The following is a 21286-nucleotide window of genomic DNA, read 5'->3' on the forward strand; positions in this document are numbered from 1 at the left end:
TTAAATATATAGCTTGCATTGATTTTATTCTGTTTTGATACACGTAAAAAATCTGTAGAACATAGATTTCCATATTTTTGATATATTCATCCCTAAGAAGTGGAGAATAAACTTTTTCAAAAGTAAAGTATTAAAGTAATAGATAGGGTTTGCGGAAAAAGTCTTTTCGTGAGGGGCTAGGAGTCAGGAGTCAGGAGACGCTTCGCAGACCTTCGGTTCAGGAGTCAGGAGGAAGAATTAGAAGGAGGTAAGAATAGTCTCGAATCTGTAAAAGTGATAGGTAAATGAATGGTTTCAACGCCTATTCCTTGCACCTGATTCATCCTTTTCAACCCTGAAAGTGTTAATATCTCAAGGTTTTAGGTTTATATGGCTTACGCCACGCTCCGCTATCAGCAAGCCTTAGATAGCAGAATCAAAAAAACTCCTCTCATCAACTTGGCAGCGACTGTGTGCTGGTAAAGTCCAGGAGAGAGAATTTTGATGTCTGAAGATTTTACTCTTGAGAAATAGACTCTTATAGAGTGAGAAACCTAGCTATTAGTCAGAAAATATCAAATCTTTTGAAATCAGACAATAATCTAACATTTTATAAAAAATAAGGTTTAATTAATGAGCGATTTAAGAGTTTGGTTTGAAGACTATACTAGAGCTTTATTTCGTTCTTTGCCCTTATTATGGACAGCAGCACCTCAAGAAATGGTCTTTTTGATTGCTGTTACTTTATTACAAGGGTTTCTTCCTGCTATCAGTGTTTGGATTACCAAACTAGTAGTAGATACTGTAGCAACAGCCTTGACATCTGGTAGAGCATTAGACGATTCAATGTTGTGGCCTTTAGTAGCAGCATGGGTGGGAGCTTTGCTACTAGAAACGCTTCTCTATCCTTGGATATTCGCCCTTCAGGGAAATCTCAATGATAAGTTAACGGCTCACATTAGCTTATTATTAATGCGGAAAGCCGATACTTTTTCCGACCTGAGTCGTTTTGAAGATGCTGAGTTTTATGATGAGCTACAACTTCTCCAACAACAAGTTAGCTATAAACCGTTAAACTTACTGGAGAATTTGGTGGAATTAGGTCGATCTTTGGTAACTTTAATCGTAATAGTTGGACTACTAGTTCCCCTAGCGGTTTGGATACCAATTGTGATTGCGATCGCAACTATACCCCAGATAGTGGTTTCTTCCCAGTATGGCAGGGCTATTTGGCTAACTTTATTTGAGAACAGTCCTCAAGCTCGAAGAATGGAGTATTACACTACGGTGATGCTCACTGACACCTATGCCAAAGAAATCAGGTTGTTTCAGCTAGGTGCATTTTTTATGAAGCTTTACGGACAAGCATTTCAGTCTTTACATCAATCTATGCGTCATCTGCGGGGCAAGCAAGCATTTTGGTCATCTAGTTTAGCTATTTTGAGTACATTAGGGAATGGTTTTTCTTTCTACTGGGTGGTACAGAAGGCTTTCAGAGGAGCATTCAGCCCAGGAAGTGTACTTCTGTTCGTACAGTCATTAACTTACTTCCAGAATAATTTAGAAAGATTTGTGACTCATTGGCTGGATCTGTTTGAGAATGTGATTTATATGCAGCAGTTTTTCAATTTTCTCGATAGCCCCACCCCCATGCCATTGAGCATACCGGGAGAAAAAATCCCCACTCCGATTCGTTCAGGTATTACTTTTGAGAATGTTGACTTTCATTACCCAGATGGTAGATTAGCTCTCAAGGATATTTCTTTTACTCTTTACCCAGGACAAACAGTAGCGATAGTCGGAGAAAATGGCGCGGGGAAAACTACTCTAGTCAAGCTATTAACGAGGCTTTACGATCCGACAACAGGACGCATTATAGTTGATGGGATAGACCTGAGAAATTTAAATTTAGAGCAGTGGCGGCAGCAAATTGCGGGAGTTTTCCAAGATTTTGGTCATTATGCCCTCACCTTGGGGGAAAATATCGCCTTAGGAAACTTAGCGGCTCTAGAACAACGAGAGATTCTTAGATATGCAGTGGAAAAAGCCGATATCGTCAAACTAGTTGCTGATTTTCCCAGCGGGGAAGATACACAATTGGGTAAACAGTTTGGCGGTACAGAACTTTCTGGAGGACAGTGGCAAAAATTAGCTCTAGCTCGTGCCTTTGTCCGCAAAGAAGCCCAACTACTACTTCTGGATGAGCCTACCGCCGCACTAGACCCCCGCAGCGAGTGTGATTTCTACCTTCGTTTTGTTGAACTAGCTGAAGGCAAAACTACCATCCTGATTACCCACAGATTAGCTTCAGTGCGAATGGCTGACCGGATCTTAGTTCTCAAAGATGGTCATTTAATTGAAGATGGCACTCACCAGGAGCTTTTACAGCGTGGAGGCGAATATACCGCCCTCTGGAATATGCAGGCAGAACAGTATGGGGTTTAGCATTGGTGTCAACTTAAATTAAAAATGGCTTATCTGTTGCCTTCCACAACCGCCAGGGAATGAATTCCCTGTCTCATAGCTCAAGTCCGTTTTAACGGACTAATAAATTTTCCTAGTGTTTAGTCATCTTTAGATGACTTTCGCTATTAGCAAGGAACTTGAGTTCCTTGCGATATGGGGTTTAGGGTACACATCAGCCATGAACATCAAAAATCCGATTCCTTGGCTAATTGGGCTGACTGCATTCAGTTTATTGGGAATTGGTATTGCTTACTTCAGCCATTGGTATCAAGCCGGCAAAGATGATATTACAGATTTGACAGTCCCTGTCACTACCAGCGACTTAAACATTAAAATCAAAACCAATGGAGTCGTTCAACCAGTCCGCAAAATTAATATCGGACCGAGAGAAGCAGGTCGAATCGCCAAACTCTATATAGATGAAGGTAGTTTTGTCCAAAAAGGACAATTAATCGCAGAAATGGAGCGTCAAGCATTTCAAGCCCAGGTGAATCAGTATCGGGCGTTGTTATTGAAGGCAAAAGCCGATTTAGAAGAAAAGCGCAATGGTTATAGACCAGAAGAAATTGCGATCGCTCAAGCTGATGTGCAGAAGTACACAGCGCAAGTGCGGGAAGCTCAATCTCGCTTGGCATTAGCCACTCAACGAGTCAAGCGCAGGGAATATCCTGTATCTCAAGGGGCAATATCCCGTGATGATTTGGATGCAGTTTTGAATGAAGAACAAAGCGCCAAGGATAACTTACAACAAGCTAAATTTAGTCTGATATCTTCTCAACAACAACTGAAAAAACAACTTTCTGGCTATCCTCCTGAGGAAATTACCAAGGCCGCTGCTGAGGTAGCTCAAGCAACTGCCCAGTTGCAATTTTACGAAACTCAGTTAGAAAATACTTTCATTCGCGCCCCTTTCTCTGGGTTGATTACAAGGCGTTTTGCCCAAGAGGGCGACTTCGTAACCCCAAATACTTCTGTTTCTACTAACGAAGGGGGAACTAGTGCCTCCATTGCTGAATTAGCGAGTGGGTTAGAGATAGAAGCTAAAGTTCCCGAAGTAAATATGGCGCAGATTCAGCAAAATCAGCCTGTGGAAATTCGACTTGATGCTTTTCCTGAGCAAGTTTTTCAAGGGCGAGTTCGTTTAATTGCTCCTAGAGGAGTTAAGGAAGAAAATGTCACATTTATACGGGTGAAAGTTGCTTTGGCAACAGGTCAAGATAAACTCAAGGTAGGGCTAAATGTTAAGTTAACTTTTCTGGTGAATGAAATTCGCAATGCTTTGGTAATTCCTTCGGCTGCGGTGGTTTCTGGTAAGGAAGGGCAGGTGGGTGTACTGTTACCAGACAAGGATGATCAAGCAAAGTTTCATCCGGTACAGGTAGGAATTACTTCTGGAGATAAAACCCAGATTTTGGGCGGACTTTCTGAGGGTGAACGGGTTTTTATTCAACCACCTGCTAATCAATTAATTGATGGTATTGATCGTCCTATGGGATCTTAGACTACTCTCTTGCTACCAGAAGAATATTGATTAAATGAACCGCGAAGGAGCGTTCGCGCAGCGTTCCGAAGGAAAGGACGCGAAGGAAGAAGGAAGAAGGAAGGAAGAAAGAAATTAAGTTATTTTATGCTGGGAGGGGAGTATGAATTTGCTGGAAAGTGTGAACATGGCTTTTGCCACTCTCGCTGCTAATAAACTCCGTAGCGGACTAACGATGTTGGGAATAATTATTGGCAATGCTTCTGTTATTAGTATGATCGGTATTGGACAAGGCGCACAGAATCTTGTGTTGGGCAAACTTGAGGCGTTTGGAGCAAATCAACTCACGGTATATAGCAATTTTGAAGATGAGGAGGGGATGAAATTTCCTGATGCTCAATTGGTGCTGTCAGACGCAGAAGCAATTAAAGCCCAAGTTCCCAGCGTTAGCCAAGTTGCTCCTGTAGATGAGCAGAAAATGTCAATTAGCTTTAAAAATAAATTAACATCCACAACTGTTAGAGGCACTACATCTGATTTGCTCGCTGTGCAGAATCTTGTTCTTGTCACTGGCAGAATGTTTAATCAAACACAACAGCAACAACAGGCTCAAGTCACTGTTTTAGGTGCAGAAACTAGCCGGAAGTTGTTCGGTGATAAAAATCCTGTTGGGCAAGAAGTTCTGATTAATAATATATCGTTTCAAGTTATGGGCTTGTTGCAATCAAAAGGTGCATTTGCTGGGGATAATTTGGATCAAACTGCGATTGTGCCATTAACAACATTTGCTAATAAGTTAGTTGGACGCAGATCAATATCTGATATTCCTCTCAGTTACATTTTAGTGACTGCAAAAAATAGAGATAGTGTTCGCGCGGCAGGTTTTCAAATTACTAATGTTCTTTCTCGACTGCATGGTAAAAAAGATGTGGCTGTTTTCGCTAATAAAAAGTTTCAAGAATTAGTGGTGCAAGTGACTAGTATTTTATCGTTATTATTAGCTTTAATTGCTGCCATTTCTTTGTTAGTGGGTGGGATTGGCATTATGAATATTATGTTAGTTTCTGTGACTGAACGCACTCAAGAAATTGGTTTACGCAAGGCAGTTGGCGCAACTCAGAATGATATTTTAGCGCAGTTTTTAATTGAGGCAATTATTCTATCTCTCTCCGGGTGTTTGCTGGGCATAATTTTAGGAGTTGGAGGAACTATACCGTTAGCCTTTTTTACGCCTTTGACTCCTCAATTTCCTCTATATGCGATTGTTGTAGCAGTGGGAATATCTGGTAGTATAGGTTTAATTTTTGGTGTATTTCCGGCACGACAAGCTGCTATGTTAGACCCAATTGTCGCTCTTAGAAGTGGGTGATTATTGAGATTCTGCAAATCCAAATCTTAAAAAACTCTTGTGGGGTGGGCATCTTGACCGTCCTAATTATACAACATCAATGCATAGATTCTTCAAAAATTAATTTGTATTATCACTATTATAAAGATTATCTATGTCTATATTGTAAAGATACTTAGCTCTAATTTTATTTATTCTACTACATTCAGCTAATATGCAAATAGCCTGTTCTAAATTTTCAGGTGCAGGTGGATACCCGGAATTTCGCAACCATTCAACCATATCAATTAATTCAGGATGCCCTTTTTCAAGCCATTGACAGTATTCATCCACAGTACGGCTTTTCAAGAATTCAATATCTTGTTGTAGTCTAGGTGATCTTGAAGATGAAACAACATTTCTGATATTTTTCAATGCTGTAGTAATATCTAATGTTTGGTAATATTCATTAATTTTCTTATTGAAAGATACTTCCAAATCAGGATAGTTACTCAGTTTATTTCTAAAGGCACTTAAATTTTCATAAGAATTAGATTTTAAAATTTTTTCTAACAAAAATTTTTCGTAGTCAGAAATATCAAGTCCCAAAATTAATGTAAATCGTTCAATATTTTCAAATTCTGCGATAGTCAAATCAAGATGATGCTGTTCAAGAAAATTAATAATTCCATCCATAATATCTTGTTCGTTATCTGCGAATGAGTTATAGTATTTAGATTGGTAAAGATTATCCAATTTTTTAATAATTTGCTTTCTTTTTTCTCTTTCATTGAGAATATGACCTTTTTCCTTAAACTGCGACTCAGTGGAATCAGATGATGGAGTATTAACCAACTGACTTATTAATTCATCTAGTTGTTCTAGATGTCTATAATCCATCTCTTCTATTTTTTGCAGAAATTGTAATTTCTTTATAGAAGTTTTCTGATCTTCACCTTTATATTTTTCTCTATATTCTCGCATTTGTTGATCGTTGTAGGCTCGTGATAATATGATAGTATCAATAGGATCTATACCATGAATAGATAAGCGTTTACAAAAGTCTGTATCAAGTTTTGCTACAGTAATAACAATACAATTTATTATAACTTGATGACGTAAACTATCCTCCCAATTCTCCATTAAGGGAATAAGTTCATCAATAAGCCATTTAGTTTTGCGTATAACTCGAATATTATTTGTACCTGTCTTTATAAAAACCTTTTTAATTACCTCTATATCAGAATTATCTTTAAATATGAAATCTAAGTTTTCATCAACTGTCGGATCAAGTGTAAATTCTCTATCAATTACTTTTTCTCGATAATCCTGTAATACTGTTTTATCTTTGCCTTCTAGCTCATCTTCATTATAAATTAAAATAATTTTACATTTACATTCTTGCACTAGATACTCAACAAATCCAAGTATTTCTTCTAGAGGTATTTTGGATTTTCTTTCAAGGTCATCAATACATATAATTGAGTTTTTGACATTTATATGAAAAAGAGTCTCAAGTCCTAAATTACCAGCAATAGCAAGTAATGAAGCTGAGAGTCCAGCAACATCTAATTTTGGATTGTCTAATCTTGCAGCATTACGACTTGCCCATTCAACTGCATTAGATATATTCTTATAGATAAGATTGTTACTTTCTTGACTTTTAGAATTAGCTATTAACCTTGCTTTTAATTGTTCAATTGAAGAAATACCAAAAACAGAAGCATACAAATAATAGCCTTCCGTTTCTGTATTAACAAAGGTTTGTACTAGATGAGTTTTTCCAATACCCCATTTTCCGTTAACAGCTAAAACTCTATAATGTTCATTATCCAAGAATCTCTTGATAATACTTTTAGCTTCTTGTCGATTAACTCCAGCATTTGCTTTATTTGTAATTTCAGTCATAAACTCTTTTAGCCCCTAATGATAAAAAACATTTTTCAAATACATTAGTTCTCTTATTTTACATATTTTCATGTCAAGTATATTTAGTAGCATGAAAATTTGGTAGGCTGGCAGAAAGGGAAGGTGAGGATTTCTCTAGAATTTATTCCTGATGAGGAAGAAGAGGAAGAAGAGATATTAGAAGCTAATCTAGAAGAGGAATCAATTCCCCCTAAATTGCCAGAGTCACCACTAGATGATCTTCGTACACAATTAAAACTTGATTAGTGAACGAAATATTTAAAAAAGATATAGGCGAACATTAATTAGTTCGCCCAAACTATACTAACCGACATCATCATGAGCGAAGCGGTTAAACAAGAAATCTAACGCATAGTTACGGAGTTGGTAATATTGGGGATCTTCCATAATTCTCGCTCTATCCCGTGGCCTTGCAAACGGAATTTCCATCACTTCCCCAATTTTTGCATGAGGTCCATTGGTCATCATTACTAACTTATCAGCCAAAAATAAAGCTTCATCAATATCATGGGTAATCATCAAAACCGTACAACGATTATCTCCCCAGATTTTCAGCAATTCTTCTTGTAATTCTTCTTTGGTAATTGCATCTAATGCACCAAAAGGTTCATCTAAAATCAACACTTTTGGACGAATAGCCAAAGCACGGGCAATAGAAACCCGTTGTCTCATCCCCCCGGACATTTGCATGGGTTTCTTTTCCATTGCATCACCTAAACCTACCATTGCCAAATGTTCTCTAACAATTGATCGTTTTTCGGCTTCTGGTTTGGTGGGGTAAACTGCATTTACAGCCAAGTAGATATTTTCAAATGCAGTTCGCCAAGGTAACAGCGCATAGTTTTGGAAAACTACCATTCTGTCTGGCCCAGGCTTGGTAATTGGTTCTCCTTCTAACAGCACTTGTCCAGTGGTGGGAAAGTTAAAACCAGAAACCATGTTTAATAAAGTTGATTTACCGCAACCAGAGTGGCCGATAACGCAAAGAAATTCACCTTTTTCAACGTTGAGGTTAACACCATCAAGGACAGTAAATGATCCTTTTTTTGTGGGATAAACTTTGGAAACGTCTTTAATTTCTAGGAAAGATTGACGGCTGATTGTGCTTGTAGCGGTGTTGGTAGTTCTCAAGTTACGGTTTTGCATTTTAAATTTTGAATTTTGAATTTTGAATTTTGAATTTATCTCGTTCCCAGTCTCAGACTGGGAATGCTATCAAGAGGCTCTGCCTCTGGTATCATTGAAGGCAGAGCCTTCCATAATTCATTCCCATACAGAGTATGGGAACGAGGATATTTTGAATCTTGAATTGATTAAGCTGCTGTTCTTCTGGGGGCATCTAGAACGACTTCAGCTATGGAGAAGTCGCGTTTAATTTCTAAATCGTTAAGATAGCTAATGGGGTCATCGGCGTTGAAGGGTTTACCATCAAATAGTTGGATTGGTTGACGGGTGTAACTAATATCTAAACCCAGTTCTCTAGCGGCGGTACTGAAAACACGCACTCGACAAACTCGTTCGACAATTTCTACCCAATTTCTAGGGAAGGGAGTATCACCCCAACGTGCTAATTGAGTCATAATCCAAATTTGTTCGGTGCGACTGGGACGGTTAATGGCAGACTCAGAATAAAATTGGTGATGGGCATACTCCCGCATGGGATGGTCTAAGTCACAGCTTGCACCATTGACATCTTCAATTTGGATATAGTCAATATCTGTGCTGACATATTCCCGACTTGCTAAAATTTGGCGAACTTCTTGAGCGTTGGCAGGATTTGCACAATATTGGCAAGCTTCTAGTAAGGCTTTGGTTAAGGCAATATGGGTATTAGGATAAGTTTCTGCCCAATCTTCTCTGACTCCTAAAACTTTACCTGGATGTCCTAACCAAACTTCTAAATCAGTCGCAATTGTAAAACCTGAACCTTCTACTGCTGCGCGATAATTCCAAGGTTCACCAACACAGTAACCGTCAATGGTTGCACCTTTTAAATCTACTACCATCTGGGCAGGAGGGATATTTTTCATATCCACATCACTGTCGGGGTCAATTCCTCCTGCTGCTAACCAATAACGTAGCAATAAATTATGCATGGATGCAGGATGGACTACACCCATTCTGTGCGTTTGTTCGCGGGTTTTGAGAAGGTAATTTTTGAAGTCGGATAAACTGTGAACACCTTGATCATAAAAGCGTTTGGCTAAGGTGATGGCGTTACCGTTGCGGGTCATGGTGAGGGCGGTGACAACGGGTAAGGGTTCGTTTTTATTCCCTCCCAAACTTAACCACATTGGCATTCCTGATGGCATTTGTGCGGCATCTAAATAACCGCCTGTCATCCCATCCACAATTCCCCGCCAACTGCTTTCCCGGACTAAATTAACTTCATCTAAACCATGTTTAACAAAAAAGCCTTTTTCTTTGGCTATAGCCAGAGGCGCACAAGCGGTAAGAGGTAAAAAACCAATGTCTAAATTAACTTTTTCTAAACCATGTCGGACAATAGCAGTAGTTTTCCGCGCCCGTAATTTCTTGATGCGTTTTTGTTGGTTGAGGAAGTAAATCATTTCACTCCGCAAGGTGTAGTAACTGGGATGTTTTACTACTTCCATGCGTTTGCGGGGTCTGGGAATATCAACTTCTAAAATGTCGCCAATTTTGGATTCTGGTCCGTTGGTTAACATGACAATTCTGTCAGATAACAACACGGCTTCGTCTACGTCGTGTGTCACCATAACTGCGGTAACTTGATTCTCTTCGCAGATTTGCATTAATTGTTCTTGCAAGTTACCCCGAGTCAATGCGTCTAAAGCACCGAAAGGTTCGTCTAGTAATAATAGTTTAGGACGAATTGCCAAAGCGCGTGCGATCGCAACCCGTTGTTTTTGTCCACCAGATAACATTCCCGGTTGTTTATCTGCATGGGGACGCAAACCTACCATATCTATATGCCGTTCGATGATTTCTTTACGTTCGGCTGCTGGCATTCCATTTAATACTGAATCTACCGCTAAGGCGATATTTTCTCTAACAGTTCGCCAAGGTAAAAGCGAATAGTTTTGAAATACTACCATTCTATCAGGACCAGGTTTTTTAATCTTTTGTCCTTCCAAAGTGACTAAACCTTCTGTGGGCAAATCTAACCCGGCCATCATATTTAAAAGGGTTGATTTTCCGCAACCGGAGTGACCGATAAGAGAAACAAATTCGCCTTTTTTAATTTGGAGGTCAATACCTTTGAGGGCAATATATTGTCCACCACCGCTTAATTCAAAAACTTTATCAATTTGATCAACGCCAACAAATACAGACATATTATTTGGTAATGGGTAATGGGTGATTGGTGATTGGTAATTTGTCAGTTGTTATTTTTCGCTATTGACTAATGACCACTGACTAATGACTAATGACTAATAACTATTTTTGTTCTGGTAAAATCCAGTTTTGCAGCGCCGCCATGAGTTTATCTAGTATTAGACCAACAACACCGATATAAACTAGAGCTAAAATAACTTCACTGACGTTGTTATTTTGATAAGCATCCCAGATAAAAAAGCCAATTCCGACAATACCAGACATGACTATTTCTGCTGCGATAATCGCTAACCAAGCCAAACCAATGGCAATTCTTAAACCTGTGAAAATGTAGGGTAATGCTGAGGGAATAAGAATGTTGAAAAAGTATTCTTTGCGGCTTAGTTGCAGAACTTTAGCAACGTTGTTGTAATCTTGGGGAATTTGAGTTACACCCACCGCAGTGTTAATCAGAATTGGCCAAAGCGAGGTGATGAAAATTACGAATAATGCGGCTGGTTCGTTTTGGCGTAAAGCTGCTAAGGAAATAGGAACCCAAGCTAAAGGTGGTACAGTTCTTAGTAACTGAAACAGGGGATCTAAAGCCTTTGCCATAGTTTGATTTACACCAATCAAAACACCTAAGCCAATACCGACAACTGCCGCTAATGTATAGCTAATAGCTACCCGTTGCAGACTAGCCCAGATTTGCCAAAAAAGCCCTTTATCAGTTCCTCCTTTGTCATAGAAGGGATACAAAATCAAGATCCAAGTGTCTTGAATAACTTTTATTGGGCCTGGTAGTGTTGCACCTGGAGTCCAAGAAAATAGTTGCCAAACGGCTAAGAAGATGAGGATTGCAATAACTGGAGGGAGAAGTTCAGGAAATTGCTTTTGCAAACTTGATAAAAATTTATTATCAAATTTAGGACTTGTGGAACGTTTTTGGGCTACTGTCATGAATTTTTCCTCAATTTTGTTAATGATTAATGACTAAATACCGGCTTTCTTGATTTTTAAATTCTTGAGATATTCTTCTGGCTTTTGGGGGTCGAATTTTACGCCATCAAAAAATGCTTCTACTCCACGAGATGTACTGGTGGGAATGTCAGCAGCAGGTACTTCCAGTTCTCTAGCAGCTTCTCTCCAAATATCTTCGCGGTTAACTTTTTTGATTAATTCTTTGGCTTTAGCACCACCATTCGCAATGTAATCTTTGGGCAAAAATCCCCAACGCACGTTTTCTGTGATGAACCATAAATCATGACTTTGGTAAGGATAAGAAACACTGCCTTTTTCATCTTTCCAATAATAAGCAGCCATTGATTTATCATCAATTTTGCGACCATCACCCATGTCATATTTACCTTGGAATGGGTCTGCAAGAACTTCTGGTGAAGATAAACCAAAATATTTTTTAACAGCAAGAATTTGCGCTGCTTCTTTGCGGTTTTCAAAGTTATCTAACCATTGTTGGGCTTCCATAATACCTTTGAGTAGGGCTTTTGTGGCTTTGGGATTTTGGTCAACCCAATCTCCTCTCATGGCAAAATATTCTTCGGGATGATTTTTCCAAATTTCGGCGGTTAATGCGGCCATGAAGCCAATTTTGTCGTTAACGAGGCGAAATGGCCAGGGGTCGCCCGTGCTGAAAGCATCCATTGTACCGGTTTTCATGTTAGCAACGGTTTGCGCTGCTGGTACTGTCAGCAATTTGACATCTGCATCTGGGTCGATTCCACTTGCTGCTAACCAGTAACGAATCCATAAGTCTTGGTTAACGTGGGGGAAGGTAAAGGCTGCGGTGAAGGGTGTGGAGGATTTAAGTTGGGCTAATAGGGGTTTAGCCTCATCGAGTTTTAAGCTAATACCTTTGCCTAAATGCTTGTTGGCGATCGCAATTCCGTTACCATGAGTAACTAACTGCGCCAAGACATACATGGGAATTGGTTGATTCCCTTTGGTAATTTTTCCTTCTGTAATTAAGTGTGGCATGGGCATTTGCCATTGACCACCATCAATACCTCCACCAGCAGAACCAATTTCTACGTTATCCCTTGCTGAACCCCAAGAAGCTTGTTTAGAAAGTTCTACTTCGGACATTCCATATTTAGCAAAAAATCCTTTTTCTAAAGCAATAATTAATGGTGCAGATTCTACAATGGGGATATATCCAAGCTTGGCTTTTGTTGTTTCTGGTTTTTGTTCTGGGCTAATATTAACAACTGGTTGAACGGAGGATGTTGTCGAAATTCCACCCGGTTCAGGTGGATTTCCCAAACAGCCTTTGAGTAAAACTGCACCTGCTGAAACTCCTGCTGTAACAATGAATTTACGGCGAGAAACTTGATTAAAAAATTCTGTCATAATATCTCCTTAAATCACAATTTAATTTTTTAAAGCATGAAAATTTAGACAAAGAAATAATTTTTTCTTTGCGTTGCTATTGAAATTTCCCGCTATATCTAGGTATTAAAAATTAGCCGTTTTCAGAAAAAAAGGCTGATTTATATACTTTGTGACAAACGTGGTTTAATTTCTTAACCTGGTGTGATTAATGGGTATCACTCAGCTAGTGAAAACTAGTTTACAGTCTTTCTTGTGAAAGTGATCAATTCTCAACTCTAATTATTAAATAAATATTAGATTAGACATATAAGTAAAAACTTATATATTCGCCTAAATTATCCCCGACTTCTCTACTCTATAGATTGGTCTTGATGATGATTATTGTATTTAAACTATGATTAGGTCTTTTTTGACTTAATTCATTAACATAATCAATGAATTTATAGATTTTATGCAATGATAACCATCAAAGACAAGTAAGTTGGATAATTATCGTTTGGATAAGGCAGGGGGCAGGGTGCAGGGGGCAGGGTGCAGGGTGCAGGGTGCAGGAGGTAATTATTTCTCCCCATCTCCCCATCTTAAGCGTCTCCGCGTCTCCGTGTCCCCGCGTCCCCGTGTCCCCATCTCGCCTAATTATAAGCCGAACACGATATAACTCCCTGATCTATATCTACTCAAGTGAGATTTCCTGTAGTTCCACAATACCTTTAGATCCATCAATCTTGACTTGTTGACCGTCTTGGAGTAGATATGTAGCGCCACGTACATCCATGACTGCGGGTATACCGTATTCACGGGCGACGATTGCACCATGAGAAAGTTTACCGCCTGCTTCAGCAATTACTCCTCCAGCCCTGACTAAGAAAGGGGCCCAGCCAGAGTCTGTGTAGGGGACGACGAGAATTGTACCCTTGTTAATTTCGCCGACTTCTTGTAAATTTCGCAACACCTTTACTCGTCCTTCTGCTTGTCCTTGACTGGCGGGAATGCCGAGTAAGATGTTGTCAGAAGTATCAATAGGAGAGGCGATGGGGTGGGGAGGATTGTTGCCATAAACTAGAGGAGGGATTTCGATAATCTGGCTATGTTCCAGAAATTGCGATCGCCGATTTTGCAATAATTCCGGTAACTGATTCCTCAGCACTACATCAGCATTTGCCGCTAAACGCCGTATTTCCCCCAATTTCAAAAAGAAGATATCTCCTGTTTGTGACAATAAACCGGTTTGTAGCCAAATCTTTTCTAAAGCCAAAAAAGTCCAGCGCAGTTCGGCTAACAAGCGAGAATAAACTTCTGTGACTCGTCCTTTGAGATCCACACGTCTTTGCACAAAACCTTCTGGGCGCTTTCTGGACTCATCTTGATTTGGGAGTTCATTTCCCTGCATCAACTGGACAAATAATTGTTTGACTAACTGCGGCTGTTCTCGCCAGGTGGGAACGGAAATATCAGTCCCGACTTCGCTTAAATAACCATAGTCTTCTAGCAGTTCTTCAAAGTCGTACAAAATCTTTTCCCCTTCTGGGGTTTGCGCCAACTGTTCAAAAACGCTCTCCGGCTCAAACTCCGGTAGAATTTCTTTGGCATCTGCGGCTAAGATATGGAGCGATCGCAATGATGCTACTTCTGGAGTAATACTATGATCAATTTGCTCCTCTTTCACCCCGGAAATTGCTTGACGAATGGCAGCACTCAAAGGGGATAAAATGCTGTAATAAGTACCTTGGTTGAGCAAATCTAGAATTAAGTCCACTCTGACTAACAACTGGGATGGCGTTAATTCCTCAATTAGTTCATTCGCCAACTTTGTCAACCCAGGAATGAAGCGTCGCCGATAATCCCGCTTAAATTCTTTTTCTAAACTGATTTCCCGTTGGAATAACTTTGTTAATCCTGGCAAGTTTTCCCAAGTAGACGCTAAAGGAGGTTTACTCATTTTTGCGCCTCTGGTTAAAAAATCCAGACTTTCTGGCGGTAAACCCATTTCTAGGAAAATCTCTCCTAAAAAAGTAGCATTAAAGTAGGCTCTAGAATAGTGCAGCGTCGCCATTTTGGTAAAATCCAACTCACGCACGCTATCGCCCAGTACTAAAGTAAAAATTTCTCCCCACATTCCACAAGTGAGGGGTAAATTAATTGACCAAGTTAAGGGGTGAATCACTCCGGGAATCACTTCGGCGGCGATTTTTCTTGTCCAAATTGGTAACAGAGTAGTAATGGGGCGTGATTGCAATACCCATATAGTTTGCCCATCGTAACTCCATTCCACATCTTGGGGAATGCCATAGTAACGGTTTTCTAGTCGGCGGGCTAAGTATGCTACTTGCTTAATTAATGCTGGGGGAATTTTCCCTTCACCCTCAAATTGCAGACAAGATAATTTTTCTTCACCGACGATAAACACCCGATATTGTTCTGGGGTAATTTTTCCAGAAACGACTTGTACAGGGCTACCAGAGAGGGCTTCAATGACTACAGCATCACCTTGTTGGGCCATGGGATCACGGCTGAAAGCTACACCGGAGAATACACTCTGGACTTGGGGTTGAATGAGTACCGCCATTGCTGCATCTTTGGCACCGAGATCACGCCGATATTGGACAGCGCTGGGATGATGATAAGAAGCTTGGACTTGTGCGATCGCTTCCAGTAAACCTTGTTGGCTGGTAACATTCAATATTGTTTCGTATTGTCCAGCGGCTGAGGCTTGCGCTGAGTCTTCCCCAATGGCTGAGGAACGCACTACGAAGGGTGACAATGCCGATGGTTGCAGAAAATCAATCAATAGGGCAGGATCATCAAACGGGGATAAAATCCATCCTTTTGGCACTGGATAACCCCAGCGTTTGATTTGAGATAATGTGGCTGCCTTGGCTCCAAATATGGCTGCATCCAATTCATCATCTAGAGTGACAATCCCTTGCTCACTACCGCTTAAATATTGCATCATCGGTTGTGCTTGGGTTTCGGCTGCTTCGACTGATAAGTCCATGTCATCGGGAATTTGTTTATAAATCCAGCCGAGTAACCCTGCTAATCCAAACGCTGCCACGATTCTCGGAAAATCTTCAGCGTGCATGAGTGCCACCAATAGGGGAAATAGCACCAATACCCCATATTTGATTGTCTGTCTAGAGCGCAGAATTATAAAGCCAATGGCTGCGACTAAACTGACAAATCCTGCCACTAGGGGATCATGCATCAAAAATCCCCAAGCAACGTTTGTTGTTCCTGCACCTTTAGCGAAAGAATATCTACCTATCACTAAGGCAATTAAAGCTATCAATTCCCAAAACGAGCCGCTGGGAAAGAAAGCACGAGCAATTAATACCGCTACTATTCCTTTGAAAGCTTCTGACATCACTGCCAGAATACCCACTAGTTTGCCACCGTGATAAAAAGCTGCGGAGACACTAATATTACCTGTACCGATTTGTGCCAATCGCTTACCCTTGAGTACATAGGTAATCCAGGCAATTATGGGCATTGCCCCTAAGAATGGACAAGCAATTAAAATAACTAAGACACCCCAAAGCTGAAACATTTATTTTTGATTATGAATTTTAGACCTATCTTCCATCTAAAATCGCAAATCGCAAATCAAAATTTTAATTAATTTTTTTTTCGCTAGTTTGATTATTTGCTTTATGGACACTAGACAGCGATGGAAAACCTTGTTGCTAGTGTCCTTGTAGCTTACCTAATGATTCTAGTTTAGAGCATAAGCAGATTGTAACGCCCACAGAATGAGCGCTGCTATCGACCCCAACAGCAAAACAGTAGAGATAGTCACTACTTTTGGGGAATCTGCACCTTCAAATTTCATAATTCCGCGATTTAAGTCAGACATAGCTTTGTAAACCTCCTTTGTTACAGTGCTAATCTGTCCGTCTTGATTGTAGTCTTTCTGTTGGACGATGATGTTAAATTTACATTATTATTTTCTTTAAGCTTTGCAACGGTTTTTTAAGTTAAAACACTTTCTCATATAGGCATCCGATTTGATTCTTGAATAGATCTAAGTATTTGTAGGTAGGGCTATGCCTTACAAAACCATGATCCGGTGGGCAATGCCCACCCTACGTATATTTCAAAAATCAAATATTAGTCCTATAGGTAATAGCTACTTTTGTAATCTGTTGGCTGCTTTTTTATGAATTTTGTATGAATCTTGTATAATTTATTACTATATTATTTTCGAGGAAATTGTCAGTGAAAGAGGTACTAATCGTCATTTTGGCGGTATCGGTGGGATTATTTGTGGTGATAGAGTTAGGATTGCGATCGCTCTTTGGTTTTGGTAATCCCCTGATTTACATTGGTGATGAGCAAATTGGTTATTTATTAGCACCTAACCAAAGCACCCGTCGCATGGGAAATCAGATTCAAATTAATGAGTATTCTATGCGGAGTGCGCCCATACAAAAGCTACCTCAACCCTCAACATTGCGAGTTTTGCTTTTAGGCGATTCTATTGCTAATGGCGGTTGGTGGACAGATCAAAAAAATACTATTTCTAGTTTGCTGATGGCTTCTTTGTCATCTCAGAGTCATTACCAACAAGTAGAAGTGCTAAATGCTTCAGCTAATTCTTGGGGGCCAAGAAATGAATTAGCTTATTTACAGCGGTTTGGCAATTTTCAAGCTCAGGTGCTGATTTTATTAATTAATACAGATGATTTATTTGCGACTGCGCCTACTTCTTTACCTGTGGGGCGCGATCGCAACTACCCAAATCATAAACCACCGTTAGCAATGGTGGAAGTATTACAGCGTTACGTTTTCAAACAAAAGTCGATTCCTGAACTTGAAGTATTGCAAAATGAAGCAGGCGATCGCGTCGGCATAAATTTAGAAGCAATTAGTAAAATTCACAGTTTCGCTCAAGAAAATAACAGTCAATTGCTGCTGGTTATGACTCCTTTACTGAGAGAAATCGGCGAACCTGGTTCCCGTGACTATGAAATTGTCGCCCGTAAACGCCTCAGTGATTTTACTAAGGAACAGCAAATTAATTATATAGATTTTTTACCAAAATTTAATTCAATTGCCAACCCAAAAGCCTTATATCAAGACCATATTCACATGAACACAAAAGGAAATAAATTTGTGAGTGAGGAGATAGAGCGTTGCCTGCGGCGAGCGTAGCTATCGCTTTTAGAAAGCTGGGAGCAAAGTAAGTAGGCAGGGTGCAGGATGCAGGGGAGACGCGGAGACGCGGGGAGATGAGGAAAATTACGAATTACGAATTACGAATTACGAATTATTTTAATCCAGATTGCTAAACCTCCCCCACGGCCACGCGCTGCAATGAAGTCTTCTGTCACTATAAAGAATGCGAAAAAAGGTAATTTAGCTATAGACCGATTGTAGAAATCCTCAGTGTCAACTTTACCAGAACGAATTGGTTGATTGTAAACAACCCGATTAAACAAACTCATTTGCATCTGGGTAAAGTCAAAAGCCAATAAATTTTTCTTACCTAAATATTGTGCTGGCCCCGTCAATTTCAACGACACTTGACCAAATTCCACCTGATTCCCAATTTCCCCTCTACCTGAAGCCTGTTCTAAACTGGGACTAAAGGAAATATGGGCTGCTGCAAATTTGGGCAGATAGAAACCTTTACCCAATATAATTCCCCCGCGCTTTCTGACTTTTTTTGTCCCCGTCGCAAAACAAAGTCGCCATTTGCCAATCAGAGATTCAAAGGGATAATTCAGCCGTTGCTGTTTGGCAGTTTTTTCTGCTTGTAGTAAGGCATTTACTAATACCTCAGCCGTTGGAAGTTTACTTCCCTGACGATACGCAGCAGCAGCTTGGGATAGGGTGCTGACAAAATCAGGTGTAGTGGTAGATGTCAAATCAGCCTTCATGAGAACATTGGAAATTTAGGGTTTTATCTGCTTTGCTTATGATCTTGATAGATTCTAACCTTTATTTTCCTTAAGAAAGCATAGGGGTTAGCAGCCTCATATTAGCGTATATATAAGGAAACAGATAAAATCATTACCATTAAGTTAAGTATCTTTCCATTAAGGATAGATTCAAAATACCAAAATCTTTAGCACAATAGAATTACCAAATAGTTTTTGGTGTGGTTTGAGGAATATCTAACTCACCTATAGGTATGACGAGGTGAAATATGGATACTAAAAAACTCCTGAGTCAATATAAATCAGGAGAGCGGAATTTTCAGGGCATAACTCTACATCAGGCTAATTTAAATCAGGCTAACTTGAGTGGGGTTAATTTAGCTGAAGCTGACTTGAGTGGTGCTGACTTAAGTCAAGCTAACTTGAGTGGATGTAACTTAACCAGAGCAAATTTGACTAATGCTGACTTAAATGGAGCAAATTTGCAATATACCAATTTGAGTGAAGTTAACTTCATTGGCGCTGATTTAATGAAAGCCAATCTCAAAGAAAGTAACCTGAGTCGTGCCGATTTGCGTGGAGCAAATTTAATGTTGGCAAACTTACTGGGTGCAAACCTCAGCGAAGCAGAAATGAGTGGTGCTGTTTTCACTGGTGCTAATCTCGACAAAGCCAATTTAATTGGTAGCAATATCAATGAATCAGAATTTAATAGTGCAGATTTAGCAGGAGCAATCATCACTGAAGTAGAGATGACCGAGGAAATTTTGCATATCGGTTTATCCCATCAATGGATAACTTGGGCTGGGAGTTACTAATTCTGTGAAGACGCGGTTGCTATAAATAAAATTTTTGGACATAACTCAATTAGTTATGTCTTTTTATTTCTGCATACTCATCTAATCAAAAGACAGGGGCAATTCATGAATTACCTCTACGTGAATAAAGCGCAGCCTCATACCATTTCACTTGAAGATTGATACAAATTGACAGACGCGGAAAGAGATTCATTTGTAGCTTTAATGAAGTGAATTGATTAGGACTTACGCAAGATGTGACTGAAAACCTTATTCCTGTGTAGCGGTAATTCATGAATTACCGCTACTTTGGTTGTGTTTTGCGTAAGTCCTATTGATATGACATAGAATTTTTATCAGGAGTCAGCAGTGAAAGCTGCTTGATATTTGATGGACTCAGCCATATTTGAATTTATATTTTAATTTATATTTTAATTTTCAGTTTTACCCCCTGCAACTTGCAATCTGCTGTAAATAAAAAAAATGCCCGCGTTAGCAGACATTTATAAGGGCTTTTTACTTGTATAGGCTACAATCATGTATGGAAGATGCTGTTTTTATTCTTGATGATTAGAACTAAAAAATCAAGCCTTTTATATTAATTAACCAGACATAATCACTTGAATTATATCTTTTTTATCAATATTTGAAATATTCAAATCCAAGCTTAATAAAAGACATTATACCTGTTGAATGAATCCGTTTTATCTGCCTTTGTCTGCGGTTAATTATCGGGACTTAAACAAAAATTATGCCCAAACAAAGCCCAAACTAGCTTTATAAGCAGCAAATACGTCAAATACATCATCAAACAGATTACAGTATTTTTTCTCGTATCGGGAGCAGTGTATTTCATCGAAGGTTACTTACTTTGACGTGAAAGCTATGCTGACAAAGCATTATACCCTTTTTTCCTATTTGTTTTGTCTAAGTCCCATTAACTGTGCTTGCATTTTTTTTAACGCTCTGATAATATATCACCGTGTTTGTTTTTAAGTATTTATGCACGAAAACCAATACTTTTTCGAGAATTTTATTTCTCTGTCATTCTTTCTCTGTGGTCAAGAGTTTATTTAATTTATGTGTACATTTTCAAATATTGAACTTTCATGATATCTATTAATACATAGCATACATATTAGGAGAACTTAACTTGGAAACACAAAGTACCGCTTCTTTCTTAGACACTAATTATCGGGTAAAGGTTGTTGGACAAAGAAACTTAAACAGAACAGCAGTTGCGACACATGATATTAAACAGGGCGAGGTAATTTATAATATAATGCCTTACTCATTCAAAACAAGTGCAGATTTTTTAAGTGTCCAGATTGGGACAGATAAACATATTCTTGATCGGCTACTAGAAGCAATGAATCATTCTTGTTCTCCAACAACGTTTGTGGATGTTGCTAAAATGCAAGTGATTGCGATAAAAGATATCTCGGAAGGAGAGGAATTAACCTTCTTTTACCCTTCGACAGAATGGGAAATGGATAGACCATTTCAATGTAATTGTCAATCTTCTCAATGTATTGGTTTTGTCAATGGAGCTAAACAATTATCAATTAGTCAAATGATTGAATTTCAACTCAATCCCCATATCAAAAGCTCGATCAAATGTTCCTTGAATATTGACTGATACCTGTAGCGATTAGTTCTTTGCACTTACACTCACCGCCAGGATTGCCATATAGTAAATTACTAAAATCAACAAATTATTTTTAGACATAATTACCATATTTATGTCTTTGAGTCTTCAGATTTCTTGGTATTTTTAAATTAA

Annotated in this window: 15 protein-coding genes; 7 read left to right on the top strand and 8 right to left on the bottom strand. The window is 39.2% G+C overall.

All coding sequences use genetic code 11. The features are described from left to right. Positions 1 to 612 precede the first annotated feature (612 nt). From H6G68_RS19615 to H6G68_RS19625, 3 genes are all read left to right on the top strand, one after another. Complete coding sequence (locus H6G68_RS19615; RefSeq protein WP_190908145.1) at positions 613 to 2424, top strand: ABC transporter ATP-binding protein; 1812 nt, start codon at positions 613 to 615, stop codon at positions 2422 to 2424. A gap of 199 nt (positions 2425 to 2623) precedes the next feature. Continuing rightward, on the top strand, positions 2624 to 3946 hold the full coding sequence (locus H6G68_RS19620; RefSeq protein WP_190908146.1) for an efflux RND transporter periplasmic adaptor subunit: 1323 nt from the start codon (positions 2624 to 2626) through the stop codon (positions 3944 to 3946). 142 nt (positions 3947 to 4088) lie between these two features. After that, entirely contained in the window at positions 4089 to 5294 is a 1206-nt protein-coding gene (locus H6G68_RS19625) for an ABC transporter permease (protein WP_190908147.1), read from the top strand. 99 nt (positions 5295 to 5393) lie between these two features. Here H6G68_RS19625 and H6G68_RS19630 read toward each other — a convergent pair whose 3' ends face one another. Continuing rightward, a complete protein-coding gene (locus H6G68_RS19630; RefSeq protein WP_190908148.1) occupies positions 5394 to 7160 on the bottom strand; it encodes a P-loop NTPase fold protein in 1767 nt (588 codons plus the stop codon). Positions 7161 to 7259: 99 nt separating this feature from the next. Between H6G68_RS19630 and H6G68_RS19635 the strand changes: the two genes are divergently transcribed. Beyond that, the gene (locus H6G68_RS19635) at positions 7260 to 7427 is read left to right on the top strand and encodes a KGK domain-containing protein (RefSeq protein WP_190908149.1); all 168 of its coding nucleotides are present in this window, start codon (positions 7260 to 7262) and stop codon (positions 7425 to 7427) included. 57 nt (positions 7428 to 7484) lie between these two features. Here the strand turns inward: H6G68_RS19635 and H6G68_RS19640 are convergent, their stop codons facing one another. The 6 genes from H6G68_RS19640 to H6G68_RS19665 form a co-directional block, all read right to left on the bottom strand. Continuing rightward, positions 7485 to 8327, bottom strand: a complete 843-nt coding sequence (locus tag H6G68_RS19640) for a nitrate ABC transporter ATP-binding protein (RefSeq protein ID WP_190908150.1) — start codon at positions 8325 to 8327, stop codon at positions 7485 to 7487. Positions 8328 to 8494: 167 nt separating this feature from the next. Then, a complete protein-coding gene (locus H6G68_RS19645; RefSeq protein WP_190908151.1) occupies positions 8495 to 10498 on the bottom strand; it encodes an ABC transporter ATP-binding/substrate-binding protein in 2004 nt (667 codons plus the stop codon). Positions 10499 to 10601: 103 nt separating this feature from the next. Next, positions 10602 to 11438 (bottom strand): nitrate ABC transporter permease, encoded by an 837-nt coding sequence (ntrB, locus tag H6G68_RS19650; RefSeq protein WP_190908152.1) that lies wholly within the window; start codon positions 11436 to 11438, stop codon positions 10602 to 10604. A 33-nt stretch (positions 11439 to 11471) separates the two neighbouring features. Beyond that, positions 11472 to 12845, bottom strand: coding sequence for a CmpA/NrtA family ABC transporter substrate-binding protein (locus H6G68_RS19655; protein WP_190908153.1), 1374 nt, complete (start codon positions 12843 to 12845; stop codon positions 11472 to 11474). 655 nt (positions 12846 to 13500) lie between these two features. Next, entirely contained in the window at positions 13501 to 16374 is a 2874-nt protein-coding gene (locus tag H6G68_RS19660; RefSeq protein WP_190908154.1) for a glycerol-3-phosphate acyltransferase, read from the bottom strand. 165 nt (positions 16375 to 16539) lie between these two features. Continuing rightward, positions 16540 to 16680: a hypothetical protein gene (locus tag H6G68_RS19665; protein WP_190716711.1), complete on the bottom strand. Its 141-nt coding sequence runs from the start codon at positions 16678 to 16680 to the stop codon at positions 16540 to 16542. Positions 16681 to 17042: 362 nt separating this feature from the next. Here H6G68_RS19665 and H6G68_RS19670 point away from each other — a divergent pair, with 362 nt between their 5' ends. Further along, positions 17043 to 17978 carry a GDSL-type esterase/lipase family protein gene (locus H6G68_RS19670; protein WP_190908155.1) on the top strand — a complete coding sequence of 312 codons (936 nt, stop codon included), beginning with the start codon at positions 17043 to 17045 and terminating at the stop codon, positions 17976 to 17978. A gap of 101 nt (positions 17979 to 18079) precedes the next feature. Here H6G68_RS19670 and H6G68_RS19675 read toward each other — a convergent pair whose 3' ends face one another. Next, complete coding sequence (locus tag H6G68_RS19675; protein ID WP_190908156.1) at positions 18080 to 18706, bottom strand: hypothetical protein; 627 nt, start codon at positions 18704 to 18706, stop codon at positions 18080 to 18082. Positions 18707 to 18975: 269 nt separating this feature from the next. On the opposite strand from H6G68_RS19675, the gene H6G68_RS19680 reads away from it, so the two are divergent. Further along, positions 18976 to 19524 carry a pentapeptide repeat-containing protein gene (locus H6G68_RS19680; protein ID WP_190716703.1) on the top strand — a complete coding sequence of 183 codons (549 nt, stop codon included), beginning with the start codon at positions 18976 to 18978 and terminating at the stop codon, positions 19522 to 19524. A 1132-nt stretch (positions 19525 to 20656) separates the two neighbouring features. Then, the gene (locus H6G68_RS19685) at positions 20657 to 21142 is read left to right on the top strand and encodes an SET domain-containing protein-lysine N-methyltransferase (RefSeq protein ID WP_190908157.1); all 486 of its coding nucleotides are present in this window, start codon (positions 20657 to 20659) and stop codon (positions 21140 to 21142) included. Positions 21143 to 21286: the final 144 nt, after the last annotated feature.

This window comes from Anabaena catenula FACHB-362 (assembly GCF_014698735.1).
Taxonomy (GTDB): Bacteria; Cyanobacteriota; Cyanobacteriia; order Cyanobacteriales; family Nostocaceae; genus Anabaena; species Anabaena variabilis_A.

What these genes read in the sequence shown, in the direction of transcription:
- H6G68_RS19615 (WP_190908145.1), top strand. Translation starts at nt 613, where the DNA reads ATGAGCGATTTAAGAGTTTGGTTTGAAGACTATACTAGAGCTTTATTT.
- H6G68_RS19620 (WP_190908146.1), top strand. Translation starts at nt 2,624, where the DNA reads ATGAACATCAAAAATCCGATTCCTTGGCTAATTGGGCTGACTGCATTC.
- H6G68_RS19625 (WP_190908147.1), top strand. Translation starts at nt 4,089, where the DNA reads ATGAATTTGCTGGAAAGTGTGAACATGGCTTTTGCCACTCTCGCTGCT.
- H6G68_RS19630 (WP_190908148.1), bottom strand. Translation starts at nt 7,160, where the DNA reads ATGACTGAAATTACAAATAAAGCAAATGCTGGAGTTAATCGACAAGAA.
- H6G68_RS19640 (WP_190908150.1), bottom strand. Translation starts at nt 8,327, where the DNA reads ATGCAAAACCGTAACTTGAGAACTACCAACACCGCTACAAGCACAATC.
- H6G68_RS19645 (WP_190908151.1), bottom strand. Translation starts at nt 10,498, where the DNA reads ATGTCTGTATTTGTTGGCGTTGATCAAATTGATAAAGTTTTTGAATTA.
- ntrB (WP_190908152.1), bottom strand. Translation starts at nt 11,438, where the DNA reads ATGACAGTAGCCCAAAAACGTTCCACAAGTCCTAAATTTGATAATAAA.
- H6G68_RS19655 (WP_190908153.1), bottom strand. Translation starts at nt 12,845, where the DNA reads ATGACAGAATTTTTTAATCAAGTTTCTCGCCGTAAATTCATTGTTACA.
- H6G68_RS19660 (WP_190908154.1), bottom strand. Translation starts at nt 16,374, where the DNA reads ATGTTTCAGCTTTGGGGTGTCTTAGTTATTTTAATTGCTTGTCCATTC.
- H6G68_RS19665 (WP_190716711.1), bottom strand. Translation starts at nt 16,680, where the DNA reads ATGTCTGACTTAAATCGCGGAATTATGAAATTTGAAGGTGCAGATTCC.
- H6G68_RS19675 (WP_190908156.1), bottom strand. Translation starts at nt 18,706, where the DNA reads ATGAAGGCTGATTTGACATCTACCACTACACCTGATTTTGTCAGCACC.
- H6G68_RS19680 (WP_190716703.1), top strand. Translation starts at nt 18,976, where the DNA reads ATGGATACTAAAAAACTCCTGAGTCAATATAAATCAGGAGAGCGGAAT.